Source organism: Streptosporangium sp. NPDC023825, from assembly GCF_040639575.1.
Classification (GTDB): Bacteria; Actinomycetota; Actinomycetes; order Streptosporangiales; family Streptosporangiaceae; genus Streptosporangium.
The window spans coordinates 57339-75266 of record NZ_JBFAAE010000042.1 but is presented as its reverse complement, the minus strand read 5'-3'; the positions used below and the strand labels follow the sequence as shown (position 1 = coordinate 75266).

The following is a 17928-nucleotide window of genomic DNA, read 5'->3' as shown; positions in this document are numbered from 1 at the left end:
CCCCGGTCAAACAACCTGCCGACGGCCGGCCCCTCGACCTCGACACCCGCACCCGTAACGCACTCCTGCGCGCCCTGCGCTGTCTGGGCGAACGAGGTTTCGCCCTGCTTACCCAGCGCTGGCGCACCCTCCAGCACATCACCGCCAGCCCCAGCAAAATCGGCGACATCGTCAAAGCCGCGCTTGTCCTCACACATTTCGAACACGGCCACTCAACATGAAGTCGCTGAGATCACCTCACTGCTTGCCGCGCTGGGCTCCAGGATGCGTGAGCTACGCAAAGCGCGCTCGCTCACGCTGATGGAACTCGGCGAGTTGACCGGATACTCCTGGCAACACCTCGGTGCCGTGGAGCGGGCTTCGGTCGCCCCTTCTGAATCCGTGGTCATCGCGTGCGATACCGCGCTCGGCGCGAACGGGACGCTCAACGGCATGTTCCCCGGTGTCATCCGAGAACAGGCCCATCTACGCCACCGCAGCGAAGCCGCGCGGAGACCCGTTCCGGAGACGCCCGATTCCGGTATCGACTGGGGGCGGCTCAGCACGTGTGGCAAGCGCGCTTCGGCGATCACCTCCGCCGTGGTGGAGGACATCGAAGTGATCACCATTCACCAGCGCCGCCTCTACCACGAGCTGACGTCGGCCGAGATGCTCGTCCCGGTTGACGGCCATCTCGCCCTCCTGCTCTCGCTCCTGGAGGCGCCCACCTCCAACCGGCTGCGGCGGCGGATCGCCCACGCGGCGGCGGAGGCCGCCGGGTTCGCGGCGTGGATCCGGTTCGACCTGGGTGATCACTTCACAATGGGACACCGATACGCCACCGCTCTGGATGCCTTGGGCGAAGCAGGCGACAGAGGACTTCGGTCTTACGTCAGTGCCTACCGATCCGTCACCGCGGACGCGACCGGGCGGGCAGACGAGGCCGTCCACCACGCCTCAGCAGCTCTGGAAACGGCCGGTCGCGCAGTCACCCGTGTCACGAGATCCTGGCTACACGCCGTGAGTGCCACCGCCCACGCCCACGCGGGTGACAGCCAGACCGCCCTGGCCGAACTCGACCGGGCGAACGGAGCCTTGGAATGGGCCGGTGACGAGCGGGACGAATGGATGTACGACTTCGACCGCGAGCGGCTCCTCGGCTACGAGGGTGACTGCCTTCTCGAACTCGGTCACTACGCCCAGGCCGCCCGTTCCTTCGAGGACGCCATCGGTGGCGTTCCCGCCACGTGCGTACGTCGCAGGGCAGAACTCACCGTGGACCTGGCGCGAGCGCGGCTCGGAGAAGGCGAATCCGCCGAGGCCGTACGGCTGGCACAGGAGGCCATCGCCGTATTCGCCAGGCGAGGATCGGTCGCCGGAATGTCCCGGGTTCAGCGCTTCCGTGATCACGCGGCGAGTCGGCAGCCCGCTGTCGCTCGCGAACTGGACGACTTCGTCCGATCATGGCAAGAGTAAGCCCTATCCCCGCTGAACTTGTCGCTCGCGCCACCATCTCCTATGACGCCGTTCAAGCGGTCGGCGAGACCGTTTACTGGATCGAGGGACGGGCGGGCGGAGATGTGCTCGTACGTTGGACCGCCAGCGACGGTCGCCAGGACGTGCTGCCGGAGGGATTTCACATCGCCTCCCACGTGCACGAGTACGGCGGAGGCGCTTATCTGGCCACCGAGCGGGATGTGTGGTTCTGCGACGCCGATGACCAGCGGATCTATCACGTACGCGACCATCGGCACCCCGTACCGGTGACTCCCGTTCCCGCCTCACCGGGAGCCCTCCGCTACGCCGACCTCCGCCTCCTGCCGGGTACGGACAAGTTGGTCTCCGTCCGGGAACGACACGAGGAAACCCTTGTCCACAACGAGCTGGTCGTCCTGCCTGGTGACGGATCCGCCGAGCCGACGGTCATCGCGTCCGGTGACGACTTCTACATGTCCCCGGAGCCCAGCCCTGACGGGAGGCGACTGACCTGGGTCTCATGGAACGCCCCGCTCATGCCCTGGGACGGCGCCCAGCTCTGGCTGGCCGACGTCCGCCCTGACAGCACCCTCACCGGTACGAGGTTGGTCGCCGGAGGGGACGACGAGTCGGTGTGCCAGCCACAGTGGAGCGACGACGGGACACTGCACTTCGCCTCCGACCGCTCCGGCTGGTGGAACCTGTACGCCTGGCGCGAGGGCCGCACCGAACCGGTGATCACGGGGGAGTTTGAGGTCGCGGCAGCTCCTTGGGAGTTCGGCTACCGCACTTACAAGATCCAGGACTCCCAGATAACGGCCATCATCCAGCAAGGGCCGTCGCACTCCCTGGTGGTGAGGCGTCTCAATGGTGATCTCGAACGGCTGGCGTTTCCGTACACCTCCATCAAGCCCTACCTGGCCATGACAGGTGGAAAAATCGCTTTCATCGGCTCCAGTCCCACGCGGTTGCCCACGGTGGTGCTGGCCGAGCCCGACGGTTCTGTCCATGAGCTCACCTCGGCCGACGTCACTCTTGACCCCGCATCGCTCGTCCGGCCGGAGCCCTTCACCTTCGGTACTCGCGACGGAGGTGAGGCACACGGCCTCTACTATCCGCCCTTGGGCGGGAGTGATCGGCCTCCGCCGTTGCTCGTACGGGCTCATCCCGGGCCGACGGCGAACTGGCCGCTACGGTTGGACCTCCACGCGCAGTACTTCACGAGCCGTGGTTTCGCCGTCGCTGATGTCGACTATCGGGGGAGTACTGGGTACGGCCGCGCGTACCGGCTGGGGCTCCGTCGCCGGTGGGGGGTGGTCGACGCCACCGATTGTGCTGATGCGGCTCGTCACCTGGTGTCCGCCGGTCGGGCGGATCCTGGGCGGATGGCGATCTGGGGTGCTAGCGCCGGCGGGTACACCGTTCTGCGCGCCCTGGCGGTCACCGATGTGTTCACGACCGGGATCGCCAGGTCAGCGATGGTAGACCTGGCGGGCTGGAGCCGAGCTGCACCGAAGTTCCAGGCTCATCACGCGGAACTGCTTCGCGGTGAGTTTTCCGGCGAACCCGGAACTGGGATTCAGCGTCCGCTGCTTCTGATCCATGGGGACGAGGATCAGGTAATCCCACTGGACCGGGTCAGGAGCCTTGCCGGGAGGTTGGGTTCCAATGCCCGTCTGGCTGTTGTCATCGGGGTGGGCCACACCCTGCGACGACCTGCTGACGTTCACCGTGTTCTCCGCGTGGAACTGGAGCACGTTCGAGACATTCGCGAGAAAAGAGGAGCTATTAAGGGACTTGTATCGAAGGGTGGACCATAGCGAGGAGCGATCTTGCTGAAGCCTGACAGAGAGGGGCCACCAGGATGACCAGAAAGCGAAGATAACCCTCAGTCAGTCACGCGAAGATTATAAAAGATCGCGAAGGTTAAGGATAACCAAGGGCTTGAGTCTAATTCTCCCCGTCGGGAATTTGTGGAACTTCGCCTGTTGGTGAATCTTGGCGGGTAGGATTATGAGTTAAACCCCGCATTGATCGCTGCTGAGCGGATAAGGAGTGCCTTTCTGGCAGTGGCGGATTTTATTGGCTGGCCGCTCTCCAAGCGCCGGCTGACCATGGCTATATGCTGCCGATGGTCGGGTTCGAGGCTGTGGGTCTCCTTGGCCCAACGCTGGATTGCCAACCATTCTTCGGGAGGAACCGCTGCAACTATCGCTACGTCGTCATGCAGGTCAGGGTGTTCGCCATAGGTTGAACTCACCGACTCCACGACGGGACCAGGTAGGAGTTCGGCCGTAAGGCTGTCCGGAACTTCCCACTTGATCTTGGATACAGCCTCCCAGCAGGAAGACTTTTTGGCCCATTCGCCGACGTTGTTCCCATGTAGCGGTCTGGTCACCGTACGGAGGATCATCGGGCAGAGATCCCTGACAGCAGAGGTCAGGGCAGGAGTGAGACCCTGATCACGCCAGATGCGGTCAAGGTCGATCCGTCTGTCGGTCGCAAGGGAGAGGCGAGCCATGGTGTAGGTGGTGATATGGCTTTTGTGGCTGCCCGCGCCCACTTCTCTGGCAATCTTGTCGATCTCCTTGAAGAGTGTAGCCTTGGCGATCAGGCGCTGGCAGTACCTGACATCGACCAACGGCATCCGGCCCTGCTCCTCCAAATTTGTGAGATGGCTCATGAACTCAGCGAAATTTTTCTGGGCACCTTTGCTGACGTGATAGGGCAACTGATCCCAGGAGTTGAGGTACTTGGCTAGGTCCGCCTTGCTGAATTTCTGGTTGGTGGGATGAACCAACCTGAACTTCTTCTGGCGGGGAGTTGTACCTGCCTGGGTTAGGGCATCTGTGTACTGGCCTCGTGCCCGCTCGTAGAACCACCGGGTTTCCTGGCCGCTTCCATCGACAGCCGGCGCCCAGAGGGATCGGGTCACTCGCTCGACATTGACGTGGTACGGGTGATTGGAGCTGAAGTCCACCAATGTGACGGCGTTCTGACTGTTAGAGTACTTCGAGATATCGGGAACCACCTTCTCCAACAACTCTTCCGGAAGAACCGTCAGCTTCATCTGGACGTGAACATCCGCGAGATCAGCCTCGTCGCGAGTGTGCGCGTAGTAGATGGAGGCCGTTGTCTGGCCACCGTTCACGATCTGAAGGCCGTGGATTCGGGTGATCGCGTGGAAGCCACCGGGCATCGGTGTGAAATCGACCATCGATGCAGTGGCCGTGATGCCGTTGTTGTAGGCCATGAACCACTCGGGTGTCCTGAGCAGGGTGTCCCTGATTCCCTTGTTCACTTTAACGCGGGCTTGGAGGAAGGACCTTACGTTGAGTTCGAGCAGTCGTGTGCCGTACTTCCCATAGAGGTCGGCGAGTAGTTGGCCAGGGATGACGCCGAGCACCACGGACCAGTTGGTACCGGAGGATGGAGCCGCAAGGCACATCAACGGCTCGTCGAACTCCACGACGATTGGTTCGCTCTGGGTTCCTGAGGAGGCCAGCCGATGAAACCGGGGTAGATCCCACAGTTCGTAGGTGACATCGATTTCGCCAGACCGCGTCGAGTCGGGCGCACGTGAAGTGCTGAAGCAGTTGGTGATCAGAAAAATCCTGATTCGAGCCGCGTCAGGGAGGTTTTTCTGCACCCCCACGCACATGTCATATACGTCTGAGGATTCGTCGACAGCCTTTCGGACATCCTCACACCTGTGCAGGAAGGTCAGAGCTCGTTTGAAGAGCGTATCAGCCTGCGCCTTGAGTAGCTTGTCATTGAGATGCGCATGCCTGAAATCGGCCACAAACAGGTCGAGGCTTCTGAGGGTGTCATTAAATCCGTACCCATAGATCTCAAGACCGTGGGCCTTGTGATAGGCGATGAAGGTGTTCTCGACTTCTCCTGCTATTTCGAGGTTATCCAGCATCAGCTGGATGAACATCTCCGGCGCCGTCACTCCCTCCGCGTCCGCGTCGTCAAGGACGGTGTTGATCAGGTTGTGGGCGAAGTCACCGATATCTGTCTCAGCCATGCGTTCCTCTGATTATTTTCTTTACCTCGTTGCCAGGGATCCGATAGGTATCGAGACCGGCAGTCTGGATCCGGTAGGCGCAGGTGCTTACACCCGTTCTGAGCTCCGGTTCAATGATCCGCGGAAAGTCGTTTTTCACCGCCCAGAACCTGATTTCGCGGACGGTGTAGCGCGGCTCGTCATACCGGTCACGATGGTTCGAGAAATAGCCGGCCCGGACAAGTAGATCGCTGAACAGAGTCTGGGCTGCGAGGCTGGTGATGGCTGCACGAGTACTTTCCGCCATCGTGTTAAGGCTGGCCCCCGTTCCTCCCCGTCGTTCGTCGACGACGACCAAAGCCAGGAAGAGTTCCTCTACTCCGGTGTCGTCGAGTTGACGCTCGCTAGCAATGGAAATTTCAGAGGATGCTCGGGCCGAACTGGTCTTGACCTCGATCGCGAGTCTGGGGAGTTGAAAGTCCTGGCTGGTTCCGGTCGGGCCGGTCCAAGAGGCTAGGGCGTCGCTGACGGCCAGCCCGGGTAGTACGAAGTCGCGAAGGACCAGAAGTTCGCCGAAAAGGCCACGTCGCTCCTCCTTGCCAAGCCCTTCTTCGCCGACTGATTTCAGGAGGTTCTGCCACCGCTGGAACCGATTGATCGCGGTTACGACAGCACTGAGCGCGTCCGGTGCTGCCTGGACGGCTGCGGCGATATCCGTGACTAGTGAACTGAAGACTTCCCTGAGCTCATCCGCGGTCAACGCGATATGAAGTTCGTACTCGCGCCTGGTGAGGCGGACGAAGCGGATCTCCAAGCCGAGTGTCCTCGGCAGATGCCCAAGAGCATCGGAGGCCTGCTCGTAGGTGATTGCGTTGGTCTTCAGGAGCAACATTCGTTGCCGGCTTGGATAGGTAACCACGATGAACAGGTCGTGCGGCGATTCCGGGTGAAGCCGTCGTAGGGACCTGCCAGGCGTTCCCTGAGGAGTATCCAGCCTGCGCCAGTCATCCTCGGTGATGCTCACCTGTCGTCCTCTTCCTCGTCGCCGAGGTCGATCTGCTCCTTGCGCCAGATCTCGTTGACCACATACTCAGTTTTCTTCTGGTTGCCGGAGAAGGGGAAGCTTATGGCGAAGCCGACCAGGGGAACGGCCGGGTCTCCGACTGGAGGCGGCACAAGTGGATAGATCAGGAGTAGCGCTTGGTCGGTTCTCCTCTCGTTGCGAAGAGGAATACCTGTAGGGATCTGGGGCTCTACCCGGGGCTTGCCATCTCTACGGAGTTTGCCTTTGGCGGCTTTGCGGGTGTTCGTAAGCGCCCTGTCCCTCTGCTCTTCGGTCAGATCGGTGCTTTCATCCAGCGGACTTAGCACTCGGCGAATGGTCTGGCGGCCCTCGTTGACCGGCTCATTGGTAGCTGAACGCTTGATCAGTCCGAGGCGGTGCTCACCGATAGAGGCGAACATTTCCGCCTTCTTGTTCCCAACAAGCCGTACGGTCCAGTTACCGAGCTCGCCAACCTTGTCACAGCGGTGGATGTACTCGGAAATGAACGCTGGGCGTACTCGCTGGGCACTGCTGTCGGCTGTGTAACCATCGAGGAAGGAGATCACCTCATCAGCCCGGACACCCTTCCATACGATGCTTCCGCCTTGGCTGTCGTGACTGGAAGGTTCTGGCGCGGTGAGACGCTGGACGAAGTTCTCCAGGTTCTTCAGGTTGTTCTCGACGGTATCCCGATTAAGGTCAAAAATGACGGTTTCCGGGATCTCTCCGGAGTAGCTGAGCCTGACCTTGGTCCCGCTTCGCATCTTGTTCGGTGCCGTCACAGTCAGGCCGAGTGACGATGCCCTGACTTTGAGTCCGAACTCGCTGGGCTTCTGTCGCAGAGCCGCCATCTCCTCCACTTCGCGGCGGAGCTCGTCGGTCGCTCTGGTGATCTCGATGTAGGCATTTCTCAGCTCATCAGTCGTGTAGAGCCGACAGAGATCTTCGTAGCCAGGCCGGTAGCCGAACCACCGGCCCATCTGCAGGAGGGTGTCATAGGCTTTGGCAGCCCGAAGATAGTAGCTGACACTGAGCCCTTCAAGAGTGAGACCTCGGGAGAGCTTTTCACCGCCCACAGCAATCACCGAAAGACCCGTCCTACGGTTCTCGTAATACTCCAGGGCATCCTTGGCAGCGCCATTGATGGCCCGTAGCTGGATCTTCTGTAGAGCAGGTACGAGATGTTCAGCCACCTCGTCCCAGGGCAGGCCTTGCGCTTCGTTGGCAGGGAAGGCGCTGCTCGTCGGCACGAAGTCGTTGTTCCACAGGTTCTGAAGTTCCTGGAGTCGTTTGGTGGACATGTGACTGTACCGGTCACGGAGGTTGTCGGTAAGCAGCCTGAGGTAGTCGTCGATGTGCTCTTTGACCTGGAGTTGTACGGCAGTGAAGCGAGTGACGTGGATGAGCATCGAGTTGTGCTGAGTGACCTGACCTCGGGCACGCCGGGCAGCGCAAGTTAATACGAACGAGTTGATCGCTCGCTGGAGTGACACTGGGAGGTCGTCTGTGACTCTGTGGTTGGACTTGTGCTTGTCCGGCATCCAGGACCGAAAATCGTCCACCGTGCGAGTGACCGGCAGAGGTTCGATGTCGTCCTCGTCCGGGTCGTCAATACTGAGACCGAAGACGTGCTCCGGACCGAAGTAGTTGGACGGTGCAGGCAGGCTGTGGATGAAGCTGTCGGGAAACAGGTCCCGCCCAAAGTCGTCATGGTCCGCATCTGGGTCGATGAGAATGTTCGCAAACGGAGTGGCTGTGTAGCCGACGTAGGCGGCCTTTTCGAAAGTGTTGAGCAGCTTGCGGATTTGTCCGTTTACCTTTGACGGATCGGTCTCCGTATCCCTGGAAACGTCAATTCCGGCGTGGTCCGCCTCGTCGTCGATCAACAGGAGAGGCATGTTGCGCACCAACTCCCTGCCGGTCTTCTCGTCCTTCGCGTCTGTGACGTCAACGAGCCACTGGCGTACGTTATTGATGATGCTGCGATGCTTCTTGATAACCAGAACGATCGGGAAGTGGCCAATAGGAAAGTTGGCGCGTTGAGCGATCGTTCGGTGAAAATCTCCCTTCTCCGTACTGTCAGTCAGGGAACCGATGCTCAGCCTGTTGACATGGGACATGGCTCCAACACCGATGTACTTCTTTGCGTCCTCGTCATAGCGTTTCTGGAACTGGGTGTCGAACCCTAGTAAACCTTGGTCGACACGGAGCTGGGTTTGGCTGCGAAGGTCGTTGTGGATGCCTGCCAGAATGATGATGAGCTTGTAGCCAGCGTCCGCCGCCTTACAGGCGAGGCCGGTGTAGTTGCCGGTCTTACCTGACTGGACCTGTCCGATGACGAGCCCGGCACGCCGCCAAGTCCCGGCCTTCAGGGGGTCTTCCAGATCGCCCAGGATGTCGTCAGTTGAGCGGTCGAGCGTTCGTACCACTCGGGGAGGCAGCAGTAGAACTTCTTCGGTATAGGTCCTGTATCGTTCCCAGAACGCCCAGTTTCTTTGTGCCTTGGCATCGGGGAGCCAGGGTTCATGGTGCGAGTCGTCGTTGATTCCAGTCGCGTCCTCCTGAAAGACAACTACCAGTTCTTGGACCTTGCGCATCAATGCATTTCGATCCACATGCTGGCCACGTCCGGCGAACATGCCGAACACCATGTTGACGTAGTCCTCTACTTCAACCTCGGTCGCCTGACGATCGACTGGCAGAAGGGAGCGCACCACGCGAAGAGCATTGGTGAGGGACTGATCTTCGGGGGGACTCACGAGTCTCTCTCCAGGTTTGTTGATATCACTGGTCTGTAAGGTGGGGGCGGTCCTGTCATCCGTGAATTTATTGATGCCAGAAGCCATCTATTTGATTGAAGGGAGGCATTTCGCCAAGACTCTGTCGAGCCTGGGCTGGTGTCCTACCCTGGTTGAGAAGAGACTCGTAGATCATCTGTGCGACCTGGTTTTCGACTCCCTTGGACACGTCTCTGAAGGGCTCGGGATCGTCAGCTGTATCGGTTTCGTGCATCACACGGAGGGCCTCCACGGGCACGGTCTCTTCCAGCATCACGATCAGCGCCGTGACCACCGGGCTTCGGCTCTCGCTGGTTCGCAGAACCTCCTTTACGAGTGGGTGGTTCCTGTTAATCTTGCATCTGATCCGGCCATCATGCCGTTCTACACGCCACATATAGACATGGGAAGCGCCGTGCGTCCGCGCCGTGATCTGGCCCCGATGTCTGAGAACTTCGGCGGCTTGGTCCCTTACTCGCTTGGCAATGCGCTCAAGATGCCGGCGTAGTGCAATCGGGGGGACGACCTTCGACTTCCGGACGTCTACGCTCCATTCGGAATCCAGCTCCGCAGGGATGTCAACCGAGATTCGCGCGAGGTTGTACTTCTCCTCGCGTCGCATACCACGTAGGCTGAGCCAGTCTCCGGCTAGGATCAGGCGTTGTCGGCGGTATACATAGAAACCCTGCTGGTTGAGCCAGCCGTTGGGCCCACCTGCGGCGTCGTAGGCCGCGGGAGACAGCTTCTGTGCGTGCGGTAGCACGAACCCTCGGACCGTGACCCGGTTACCGCCGAGGGGCAACTCCTCTAGCGGGGTGCTCTGTACCGACTGGTGCCCTCCGAGGAACGGATCCCACGACTGAACAGCCTCTCCTTGAAGGTTCAGGGCGAGACTGCCGAGAAACCGAGCGAAGACCATCCCCAAGTGTTGTCCTACGCGTCGTGCTCCGTCGTAGAACTGCTGAGAGGTCTTTTCGTCGTCCAGTTCGTTGGTGTCGTAACCGTTCAACCTGCGCCAGATCACTATCGTTCCGTGGGATTGTTGGCCGCGTAGTCGTTCGATGAGCACGGTCGTTTCAGGGTCTGCTCCGTGCAGGAGTCGCCATTCGCCAGTGGTCTCCACTGTGTCCAGATCCCAGGTGCGGACAGTCCAGTGACCGTCTTCACCGGAGCTGGCTACGGTGAGCTGCCGTGCCTGTGAGAATGATGCGGTCTTCAGCCCCATCCCGAACCGGCCAAGGTCCTTGAGGGTTCGTTCCGTGTATGGTCCCCGGGCGGCCGGAGTCATCGCGGTGACGAGCTCGCTGCGGGTCATGCCTCTGCCGTCGTCGACGATGGCGACCCAGGAACGCTCGCCCTCCCAGGTGAATGCCACGTCGATCTGGTTGGCCTCCGCGGCGATGCTGTTGTCGACGAGGTCAGCGATGGCGGCTTCCAGTGAGTAGCCCAGCGAACTCAGGGAGGCCACCATGCCGGCCGCGTCCGGAGCGGCAATCTCGAAGTTCTCCGTCACAGCGCTGCCCTGCCGCCCTTCGCCAGTACAAAATTGCCCAATCAATCTACCCGCATTTAGGAAATCGTCCTACAGGGCGTGTTCGCATGCGGGAATGGCGTTGAATTTTGTCGGCCCTGGTTGTCGGATCTGTCGGATATAGATCGAAAATTCCGTAAAGTTAGTCTAAATCTACCGTTTGGGCGAAAGCTGCCGTTTTTCGCGTTAGATCGGGTTCGTGGACGTTCGCCACCCGCCTCCGAGACGCTCGGCTCCCGTTGCCGGGAGCGTTGGACGGTGCTGACCTGGCTAGAGTTGTCATCCAAGCTGGAGTTCCGGAAACTCCGAACTTCGACGAGGCTGCCGTACCGTTCTCGCACTCCGCAGAGAGTGTCCTGGCAGCATTGGTCACGTCGACAACCAGAGGTCCCAGGGGCCCCTACCATCTCGGCAAGGTGTTCGAGTATCGTGTGGGCGAACGCTGGGAGGTCTGGCCGGCAGGACGATTTTGATCTTCGCGGTGCGCCCGGTACGTTCATGTGTTTGTACGTTCCGGAAGGCGAAGGAGCCGTCTGGTACGACAGAATACTTGCCTTGGCCGGGGAGCCCATGTTCTCCTGGGGGCCGTCGGGAGCTCGCCACAAGGAGGCCAGGTGTCGTTCTACGGAGTGAAGCTGCATCGCAGTGACATCCTCCGTCTCCCTGACCCTTCGGACGCGTGCACTGAGGAAACCTTCGCGGAATGGTGCGGTAGGAAGCGTGATTCCAAAGAGAAGCTCGCTGTTGATCTCTTCTCGGGTGCAGGAGGGCTCAGCCTTGGCTTGAAGCAGGCGGGGTGGACTGTTGTTGCTTCGGTCGACCATGATGTTCGCGCCCTGGAGACACACCGGGCCAACTTTCCTGGCTTGGCCCTTGATACCGACCTGGCTGATGCCGACGGGCGTGCTCGGCTTGTAGCCCTCCTCAAGCAGACAACCATCGACCTCGTCGCAGGTGGCCCTCCCTGTCAGCCGTTCAGCCGAGCAGGCCGGAGTAAAATCCGCAGCCTGGTTGAGACCGCTGGGCGTGACCCCAATGATCCCCGTAAGGAACTGTGGCGGGCTTTCCTGGAAATCGTTCTTGAAGTCAGGCCGCGGGCCGTTCTCATGGAGAACGTTCCCGACATGGCTCTGGGAGACGACTTCCGTGTTGTCCGTGAAATCGTCGAGCAGTTAGAGAAAGTCGGCTACCACACGGATGTTCGACTGGTTGATGCGTGGAAGCATGGAGTCCCCCAGCATCGGAAACGGCTCATCGTCCTAGCCAGGAATGACAGGGACGAATTTATCTGGCCGGAGGAGCAGCCCAAGGTCACTGTTCGTGAAGCAATCGGCGACCTTCCTGTGCTTCCCGAGGATGACCCAACAGGCGCTCGCTGCCTCGCCTATCCCGAATCGGTCGAGCCTTCGTTGTTCGCTCTCCGCATGCGGGAAGAAGAACACAGCGGGATCGTTTGGGATCACATGACTCGTCCGGTCCGTCCTGACGACCTCACGGTTTTTAAGATGATGGATCACAAGACCCTGTATTCGTCGATTCCCGCGGAATACAGGCGTTACAAAGCCGACACCTTCGACGATAAGTATAAAAGACTGGACTGGGAGGACCTGAGCAGGTCCATTACCGCCCACATCGCCAAGGACGGCTACTGGTACATCCATCCCGCGCAGCACAGGACGATCACCGTACGGGAAGCTGCACGCATTCAGACCTTCCCAGACCACTTCCGTTTCTCGGGCAGCCGAAGCGACGCCTTCCGGCAGATTGGTAACGCTGTACCTCCGCAACTTGGCAAGGCAGCAGCAACTGTGCTTCTACCGGCCCCTACAGAGCACGGTCAGGGTTCTTCCCGGAGCCGGTGGCTTCTCTTCCGGGAACATCTGACTTCGTGGGCCAAGCAGCAGCAGGGTGGCGCCCACTGGTTCAATCTTCCAGGCCCTGCTGTAACACCCGCTGTCGCCATCGTCGTAGCAATGCTCGCCTCCACCCGCGCAGAACCACGGGGAATGGGGAAGGCACTGGAACCACTTAAGGGCCTGAGCAAGCTCACACTCAAGAATTACCGCGAGGTTGTCCAGGCGCTTGACGCCAAGAGCGCACGACGTCTCGCTTCTCTGCCAGAGCTCACGCGTAAGCACAACGTGTGGAAGAACCCCGCAGACCTTGCTGAAGAGCTTAACCTGATGCCGGCAGAGGGGAATCTTCTTACTCTCCTCTGCAATCACGACGTCATGCTCACGTCGCAGGTCTCCCTAAGGGTCGCGGCCAGAGTGGTTGGCACCGACTCGCACAAGACCAATCGTCTTACTGATGGCCGGGTCGACTTGGCGCGACTCGTAGGCAGTGGGGATGATGCGGCACTTCGTATGGCAGCTCTACGGCTTCTGGGAATGACCACCTGCCTTCCGGAAGAGCCCTACTGCGGAGGTTGTCCGTTGACGGAATGGTGTGATTTTTCAAAGAAGGAACGCCCTGGAGCCCTGACTCTCTGTTAATCGAGGTCGCCCCTCTCCTTGGCAGCATGCTCCACTTCGCGAGCCGCAAGTTCTGCGTCCTTCCTGATCGCACACTCCCAGATGCGAAGCACCTGCCATCCGGCTTCGGCCAGTAGTAGATTGTTCCGCCGATCCCGTGCCTGGTTCGTGTCAATCTTCGTACGCCACTTCTGTGCATTCGGTCCTTTGAACTGGGCAGGGGAATGGTCAGGGCATCCGTGCCAGAAGCACCCATCGACGAAGACTGCCAGCTTCCAGCGGGGAAGCACGAAGTCGGGAGTGCAGCGGGACACCACTTGGCGGTGAAGACGGAATCGGAGCCCCAACGCGTGGACCGCACGCCGTAGCTCCATCTCGGGCTTCGTGTTCCGCGTGCGCCTGCCTCGGAGATGGCTTCCCTTCTCCGTTGCCACCCATGATGGTCTGCTCATCTCAGGAGCACCTCGAGGAGCGATGCCACACTGTCGGAACGATCTCTGAGTTTGAGTTCCTCGTCCTCACCCTGTGACTACTCCGCTCGAAATTCGAATATGTAAAACACTTAAGGCATTCGTAGCCTAAATATCCAATAGGGTCTAAAATATGAAAATTTTTACTTAGCGCCAACATGGGTAGGAAATGATAGTCTAATCCGATATGTGAGCCCGAAACCTGCACTCCTGGACTTCTGTGAACACGAAAGAGGTTGCTCTGGTGGGCGATGAGACAGCCTGGTGGAAGACCTTCGTAGCGGAGGTGCTGGGGCCACGCGGCGTCCCAGCAGAGACGATGTTCGCCGAACCAGACCCCTGGACAAGTAACACCGTTGGCGTTCTGGCGCCGGAGACCTCCTCGTTCGACCTCGACGCGGAGGAGGAGCTGGCTGGTCAGGACGACTCTGAGGCAGATGACAAGGGACATCCGAGATCACTGTTTCTGGTCGTTTGGTTGCGGATGGCGCATTGCCCTCTCTGAACCTGAACCCCATGTCGCGTCCTGCTTTCATGGGCATCTCTTTTGTTGTCGAGGCTGACTCCTCACCGGTCCTGGACATCTGCTGCACCTGGGTACGGTATGCCAAGGAGGAGGAAGGCGCCTGGCAGTACAGACCACAGGAAAAGTCTGGCGCAATGTTGACTGCTCCGCCGAGCCGCCGCTCAGCGACCCAGATGATCCAGAGGTCTCGCTTCGGTCTCGCCCCGAGTTTCAGTTTGGTAGCGATCCCATCTCCTGTGAGGCGTCCTGCGTATCACCTATACGGAAATTTGCGGACAAAACATGACAGATACTCTCATGATGGTTTCTGTCTGACTATTTGTTGTCTATAGTTGTGTTATGAAAAGTCCCAAATGGTCGCGAGACGAACTCATTCTTGCCTGCGCGCTTGTCGAGGAAAACGACTGGAACGAATTGCGAGTAGGTGATCCAAGAGTAGTCGAACTTTCCGGGATTCTACGAGACATGCCCATACATGATCCCTCGGTGCGAGGCGAGGAGTTTCGTAGCCAGGGCAGCGTAAGTCGAAAGAGTACGGATATTGCGACATGGCATCCGGGGTACAAAGGTTCACGTACGAAGGGCGGGAAGCTTGATCGGGAGGTAATCGCCGAATTCCTGGAGCATCCAGACGAAATGCGTGCCGCCGCGCGCGCTATCCGGGAAAGCGTACTCTCTGGTGATCTGGAAAATCTGTCACCGGTCGAAGAAGAGTTCTCCGCAATGGAGGGCCAACTGTTGGTTCGGTTGCACGTGGCTCGAGAGCGTAGTCGAGGGCTTCGCGAAAGAAAGATCAGTGCGGTTCTTGGTTCCGGCCAGTCTCTCGAATGTCAAATATGTAATTTTGGGTTCGAAGAGACATACGGTGAACTGGGTAAGGGCTACATCGAGGTTCACCACCGCCTTCCCTTGCATGCTTCCGGTAAGACCAGGACTGCTTTGGAAGATCTGATCCTGTTGTGTGCGAACTGCCACCGAATGTGTCACCGCAAGCACCCTCAGGGAAGATCCTGGCTTACCCCGGAGGAACTTCGCCTTACGATGCGCTCCGCAGCCAAGGACCGCCACCTCTCTGAGTAGAAGGTCAAGCGGCCGTACGTTAATGTCACTTGAAGTTCTGTCCACCCGTATTACCCGTCTCCACAAGGCCTTGTTTAGCCCGATGGAAGGGCGCGATTTCCGTACCCGCACCGCCGAGGCGGAGCGCGCATGAGTACGTCACCGCATGGGCGAGCGGGAGAGCTTAGTGCATGTGAGGGGCCACAATGATTTCGGACTTTGCGGCGCCCGCCGAATGATTTCGCTCCGCACACAGCGGGTTGGCCGCACACCCAGCGCCGCTTCTTGGGAGCCGGAACCCGTTCCAAACCACCGGATTGCCCCGCCGGATCCATGCCGTCAGCGTCTCCTGGGTCGCGTACGCGGTCAAGCGCGTCTTTGAGGGGCTCTGTGTACGACTCTGAGCATTCTCCGGGTGAGTGTCTATAGAGGCCTAACCTGCGAGGAGCCTTGACGTGGTCCGTCACGGCCCTCAAAGTCGACGTTGCTAGCCATCTGTAGCAATCTCTGGGAAGGATCATGCACATGCGTCTGCGGTTCCTTGGCACGTCCTCCGAGAACGGTGACTGTCCCGCTGCCTACGAGACCTCCAGTGGCACGGTGGCCATCCAGGGCAAGCTCATCCTCGACCCCCAGGCGCTCGGGGACGCCGTCAACCTCGGGCTGGGAGAGGCTATCGTCGAGATTCCCCGCGAGATGCTCACGTTCATCCCGAAGGAGTAGCAAGGGTGACGGAACTCCTCAGAGGTGACCGCTTCCAGGAGTTGTTCGCCTCGTTCCGGTCCACCGCCCAGCGTCTGGAGACGCGCGACCGCTACAACTCGCCGGTCGAGCGGGAGCCGCTGCGCCGGTTCCTGGAGGGGAATCCCGATCCGGAATGGGCGAACAGACCGTGGCTCCACTCGGTCCGCCAGGCCGCGTCGGAAGGGCGACACTTCCAGAGGGTCCGGGTCGTCTCCCTCCCGCTGTCGGATTACGCCCGTTTCGGGTTGCATGGAGCCATGGCCAACAACGAGGCGGGGGAGGACATCCGATACCTGGACCGCGACACCGCGCTCGGAGCAGGTATCCCGCGGCTCGACGTGTGGTGCTTCGACCGTTCCTTGTCGGCCGTCCTGCACTTCGACGACAAGGACGGGTCGATGCTGGGCGCCGAGCTGATCGACGATCCCGACATCGTGGCCGAGCACCGCGGATGGTTCGATCTGGCCCGGAAACTGTCGGTGTCCCGCGAGGAATTCGTGAAGCGTGTCGAGTGACATCCGCCAGGCACGCGAAGCACTGGGTTTCAAGCTGCGAGAGGTCCGGCTGGACGCCGGTCTGAGCGGCAGAAGTCTCGCAGGTCAGGCCGGGTGGCAGGCGTCCAAGGTCAGCAAGATCGAGCTGGGCAGGCAGACTCCCACCGACCAGGACATCCGGGTCTGGCTGGAGATCGCGAATGCCAGGGAGAGGGAGCCCGACCTCGTCGCGGAGCTTCGTTCCCTGGAGTCGAAGTATGTGGAATGGCGCCGCCGGATCCGGGACGGGGTCAGGGCGCGTCAGCAGGAGATCGGCCGGCTCGAATCCGGAGCCGGGCGGATCCGGTCGTTCCAGTGTTCCGTCATTCCTGGTCTGCTCCAGATTCCTCCGTACATGCGAGAGCGGTTCAGGCGATCGGTGGACATCTGGGGGGCGCGCGACGACATCGAAGAGGGGATCAAGGCGCGGATCAAGCGCCAGGACGTCCTGTACGAAGCGAACGTTCACATCGTGATGACCGAGGCGGCGCTGCGCTACGGAACGGCGCCTCGCGAGATCCTGATGGAGCAGTTGGACCGCCTGTCCGTCGCGACGTCGCTGCCCAGGCTGAGACTCGGTGTCATCCCGCTGCGGGAGTCGTACGCGGCCACCCCCTTGCACGGGTTCCACATCCTGGAAGTTCACACCGTGCTCGTCGAGACTTTCGCCGCGGAGCTCACCCTCACCCAGCCCAGTGAGATCGAGATCTATGTGAAGATCTTCGATTCCCTGGCCGGTATCGCCCGCTACGGCCGCGAGGCTCGTGAGGTCATCGCGCGGGTGCTCGATGACCTGCATGCCGAAACCGAATCTCGCGACTGACGGCTCCAGGTCTCCGGCGCGCTCTGGTTTTCGAGCAATCTGGAGCAATCCTGTTGACCCACTGTGAGCGGGTTCCTACCGTCGGAACATGCCCTCCAGGACAGTCGGGTCTGGGGTCTGGCGCTGACCTCCAGGACATCCCGGCACCGCGTGGATCGGGGCATCACCTTTCACACCACGTTGAGGAAAGGGCGCAGCCATGGACAACCTGCTCGGACAACCGTGGGGCCTCATGCGAGCGGTCCTGTTCGCGTCGGCGGAAGCCGCACCCGCCGCCCTGTACGGAGTCGAGCTCGATCCGATCACCCAGACCGGTGTCCGCCGCGACGCGACGACCGGCCGGATCATCGAAGCGGGCAAGCACGGCACCAACAAGCAGACCAGCAGGTCGCAGAGGACGGGGGGAGGGGGCGACGGTTCGGCTCCTCAGCCCTCGGACCAGACCACGGTCACCGACTACGACGCCGACTGAGGGCCGTCCG

Annotated in this window: 15 protein-coding genes; 10 read left to right on the top strand and 5 right to left on the bottom strand. The window is 60.4% G+C overall.

The annotated features are described in order from the left end of the window. From AB0G15_RS29600 to AB0G15_RS29590, 3 genes are all read left to right on the top strand, one after another. A partial coding sequence (locus tag AB0G15_RS29600) for a transposase family protein (protein ID WP_362846051.1) occupies nucleotides 1-221 on the top strand: 221 nt, incomplete at its 5' end. Beyond that, complete coding sequence (locus AB0G15_RS29595) at nucleotides 184-1455, top strand: helix-turn-helix transcriptional regulator (RefSeq protein WP_362846049.1); 1272 nt, start codon at nucleotides 184-186, stop codon at nucleotides 1453-1455. The genes AB0G15_RS29600 and AB0G15_RS29595, both read left to right, overlap by 38 nt. After that, on the top strand, nucleotides 1443-3275 hold the full coding sequence (locus tag AB0G15_RS29590; RefSeq protein WP_362846047.1) for a prolyl oligopeptidase family serine peptidase: 1833 nt from the start codon (nucleotides 1443-1445) through the stop codon (nucleotides 3273-3275). Before AB0G15_RS29595 ends, AB0G15_RS29590 begins: the two co-directional genes overlap by 13 nt. A gap of 191 nt (nucleotides 3276-3466) precedes the next feature. On the opposite strand, the gene AB0G15_RS29585 is transcribed toward AB0G15_RS29590, so the two are convergent. The 4 genes from AB0G15_RS29585 to AB0G15_RS29570 are packed head-to-tail and all read right to left on the bottom strand — an operon-like array spanning nucleotide 3467 to nucleotide 10799. Then, nucleotides 3467-5485, bottom strand: a complete 2019-nt coding sequence (locus tag AB0G15_RS29585; RefSeq protein WP_362846045.1) for an AIPR family protein — start codon at nucleotides 5483-5485, stop codon at nucleotides 3467-3469. Then, on the bottom strand, nucleotides 5478-6488 hold the full coding sequence (locus AB0G15_RS29580; RefSeq protein WP_362846043.1) for a PD-(D/E)XK motif protein: 1011 nt from the start codon (nucleotides 6486-6488) through the stop codon (nucleotides 5478-5480). Before AB0G15_RS29580 ends, AB0G15_RS29585 begins: the two co-directional genes overlap by 8 nt. Beyond that, nucleotides 6485-9355 (bottom strand): Z1 domain-containing protein, encoded by a 2871-nt coding sequence (locus AB0G15_RS29575; RefSeq protein ID WP_362846041.1) that lies wholly within the window; start codon nucleotides 9353-9355, stop codon nucleotides 6485-6487. The genes AB0G15_RS29580 and AB0G15_RS29575 overlap by 4 nt, the downstream gene beginning before the upstream one ends. Next, on the bottom strand, nucleotides 9336-10799 hold the full coding sequence (locus AB0G15_RS29570) for an ATP-binding protein (protein ID WP_362846039.1): 1464 nt from the start codon (nucleotides 10797-10799) through the stop codon (nucleotides 9336-9338). Before AB0G15_RS29570 ends, AB0G15_RS29575 begins: the two co-directional genes overlap by 20 nt. A gap of 632 nt (nucleotides 10800-11431) precedes the next feature. Here AB0G15_RS29570 and AB0G15_RS29565 point away from each other — a divergent pair. Further along, nucleotides 11432-13312 (top strand): DNA cytosine methyltransferase, encoded by a 1881-nt coding sequence (locus tag AB0G15_RS29565; protein ID WP_362846037.1) that lies wholly within the window; start codon nucleotides 11432-11434, stop codon nucleotides 13310-13312. Here the strand turns inward: AB0G15_RS29565 and AB0G15_RS29560 are convergent. Beyond that, nucleotides 13309-13743 carry a very short patch repair endonuclease gene (locus AB0G15_RS29560; protein ID WP_362846035.1) on the bottom strand — a complete coding sequence of 145 codons (435 nt, stop codon included), beginning with the start codon at nucleotides 13741-13743 and terminating at the stop codon, nucleotides 13309-13311. The two genes, AB0G15_RS29565 and AB0G15_RS29560, sit on opposite strands and share 4 nt — an antisense overlap. 262 nt (nucleotides 13744-14005) lie before the next feature. On the opposite strand from AB0G15_RS29560, the gene AB0G15_RS29555 reads away from it, so the two are divergent. From AB0G15_RS29555 to tgmA, 6 genes are all read left to right on the top strand, one after another. Continuing rightward, nucleotides 14006-14266: a hypothetical protein gene (locus AB0G15_RS29555; protein WP_362846033.1), complete on the top strand. Its 261-nt coding sequence runs from the start codon at nucleotides 14006-14008 to the stop codon at nucleotides 14264-14266. A gap of 360 nt (nucleotides 14267-14626) precedes the next feature. Then, nucleotides 14627-15367 (top strand): HNH endonuclease, encoded by a 741-nt coding sequence (locus AB0G15_RS29550; protein WP_362846031.1) that lies wholly within the window; start codon nucleotides 14627-14629, stop codon nucleotides 15365-15367. A 504-nt stretch (nucleotides 15368-15871) separates the two neighbouring features. After that, a complete protein-coding gene (locus AB0G15_RS29545; RefSeq protein WP_350915960.1) occupies nucleotides 15872-16069 on the top strand; it encodes a hypothetical protein in 198 nt (65 codons plus the stop codon). A 5-nt stretch (nucleotides 16070-16074) separates the two neighbouring features. Next, nucleotides 16075-16605, top strand: coding sequence for a DUF6879 family protein (locus AB0G15_RS29540; RefSeq protein WP_362846029.1), 531 nt, complete (start codon nucleotides 16075-16077; stop codon nucleotides 16603-16605). Further along, nucleotides 16595-17446: a helix-turn-helix transcriptional regulator gene (locus tag AB0G15_RS29535; RefSeq protein WP_362846027.1), complete on the top strand. Its 852-nt coding sequence runs from the start codon at nucleotides 16595-16597 to the stop codon at nucleotides 17444-17446. Before AB0G15_RS29540 ends, AB0G15_RS29535 begins: the two co-directional genes overlap by 11 nt. Before the next feature lie 199 nt (nucleotides 17447-17645). Beyond that, entirely contained in the window at nucleotides 17646-17918 is a 273-nt protein-coding gene (gene tgmA / locus AB0G15_RS29530; protein ID WP_362846025.1) for a putative ATP-grasp-modified RiPP, read from the top strand. Nucleotides 17919-17928 lie beyond the last annotated feature (10 nt).

What these genes read in the sequence shown, in the direction of transcription:
- AB0G15_RS29590 (WP_362846047.1), top strand. Translation starts at nt 1,443, where the DNA reads ATGGCAAGAGTAAGCCCTATCCCCGCTGAACTTGTCGCTCGCGCCACC.
- AB0G15_RS29585 (WP_362846045.1), bottom strand. Translation starts at nt 5,485, where the DNA reads ATGGCTGAGACAGATATCGGTGACTTCGCCCACAACCTGATCAACACC.
- AB0G15_RS29575 (WP_362846041.1), bottom strand. Translation starts at nt 9,355, where the DNA reads ATGGCTTCTGGCATCAATAAATTCACGGATGACAGGACCGCCCCCACC.
- AB0G15_RS29560 (WP_362846035.1), bottom strand. Translation starts at nt 13,743, where the DNA reads ATGAGCAGACCATCATGGGTGGCAACGGAGAAGGGAAGCCATCTCCGA.
- AB0G15_RS29550 (WP_362846031.1), top strand. Translation starts at nt 14,627, where the DNA reads ATGAAAAGTCCCAAATGGTCGCGAGACGAACTCATTCTTGCCTGCGCG.
- AB0G15_RS29545 (WP_350915960.1), top strand. Translation starts at nt 15,872, where the DNA reads ATGCGTCTGCGGTTCCTTGGCACGTCCTCCGAGAACGGTGACTGTCCC.
- tgmA (WP_362846025.1), top strand. Translation starts at nt 17,646, where the DNA reads ATGGACAACCTGCTCGGACAACCGTGGGGCCTCATGCGAGCGGTCCTG.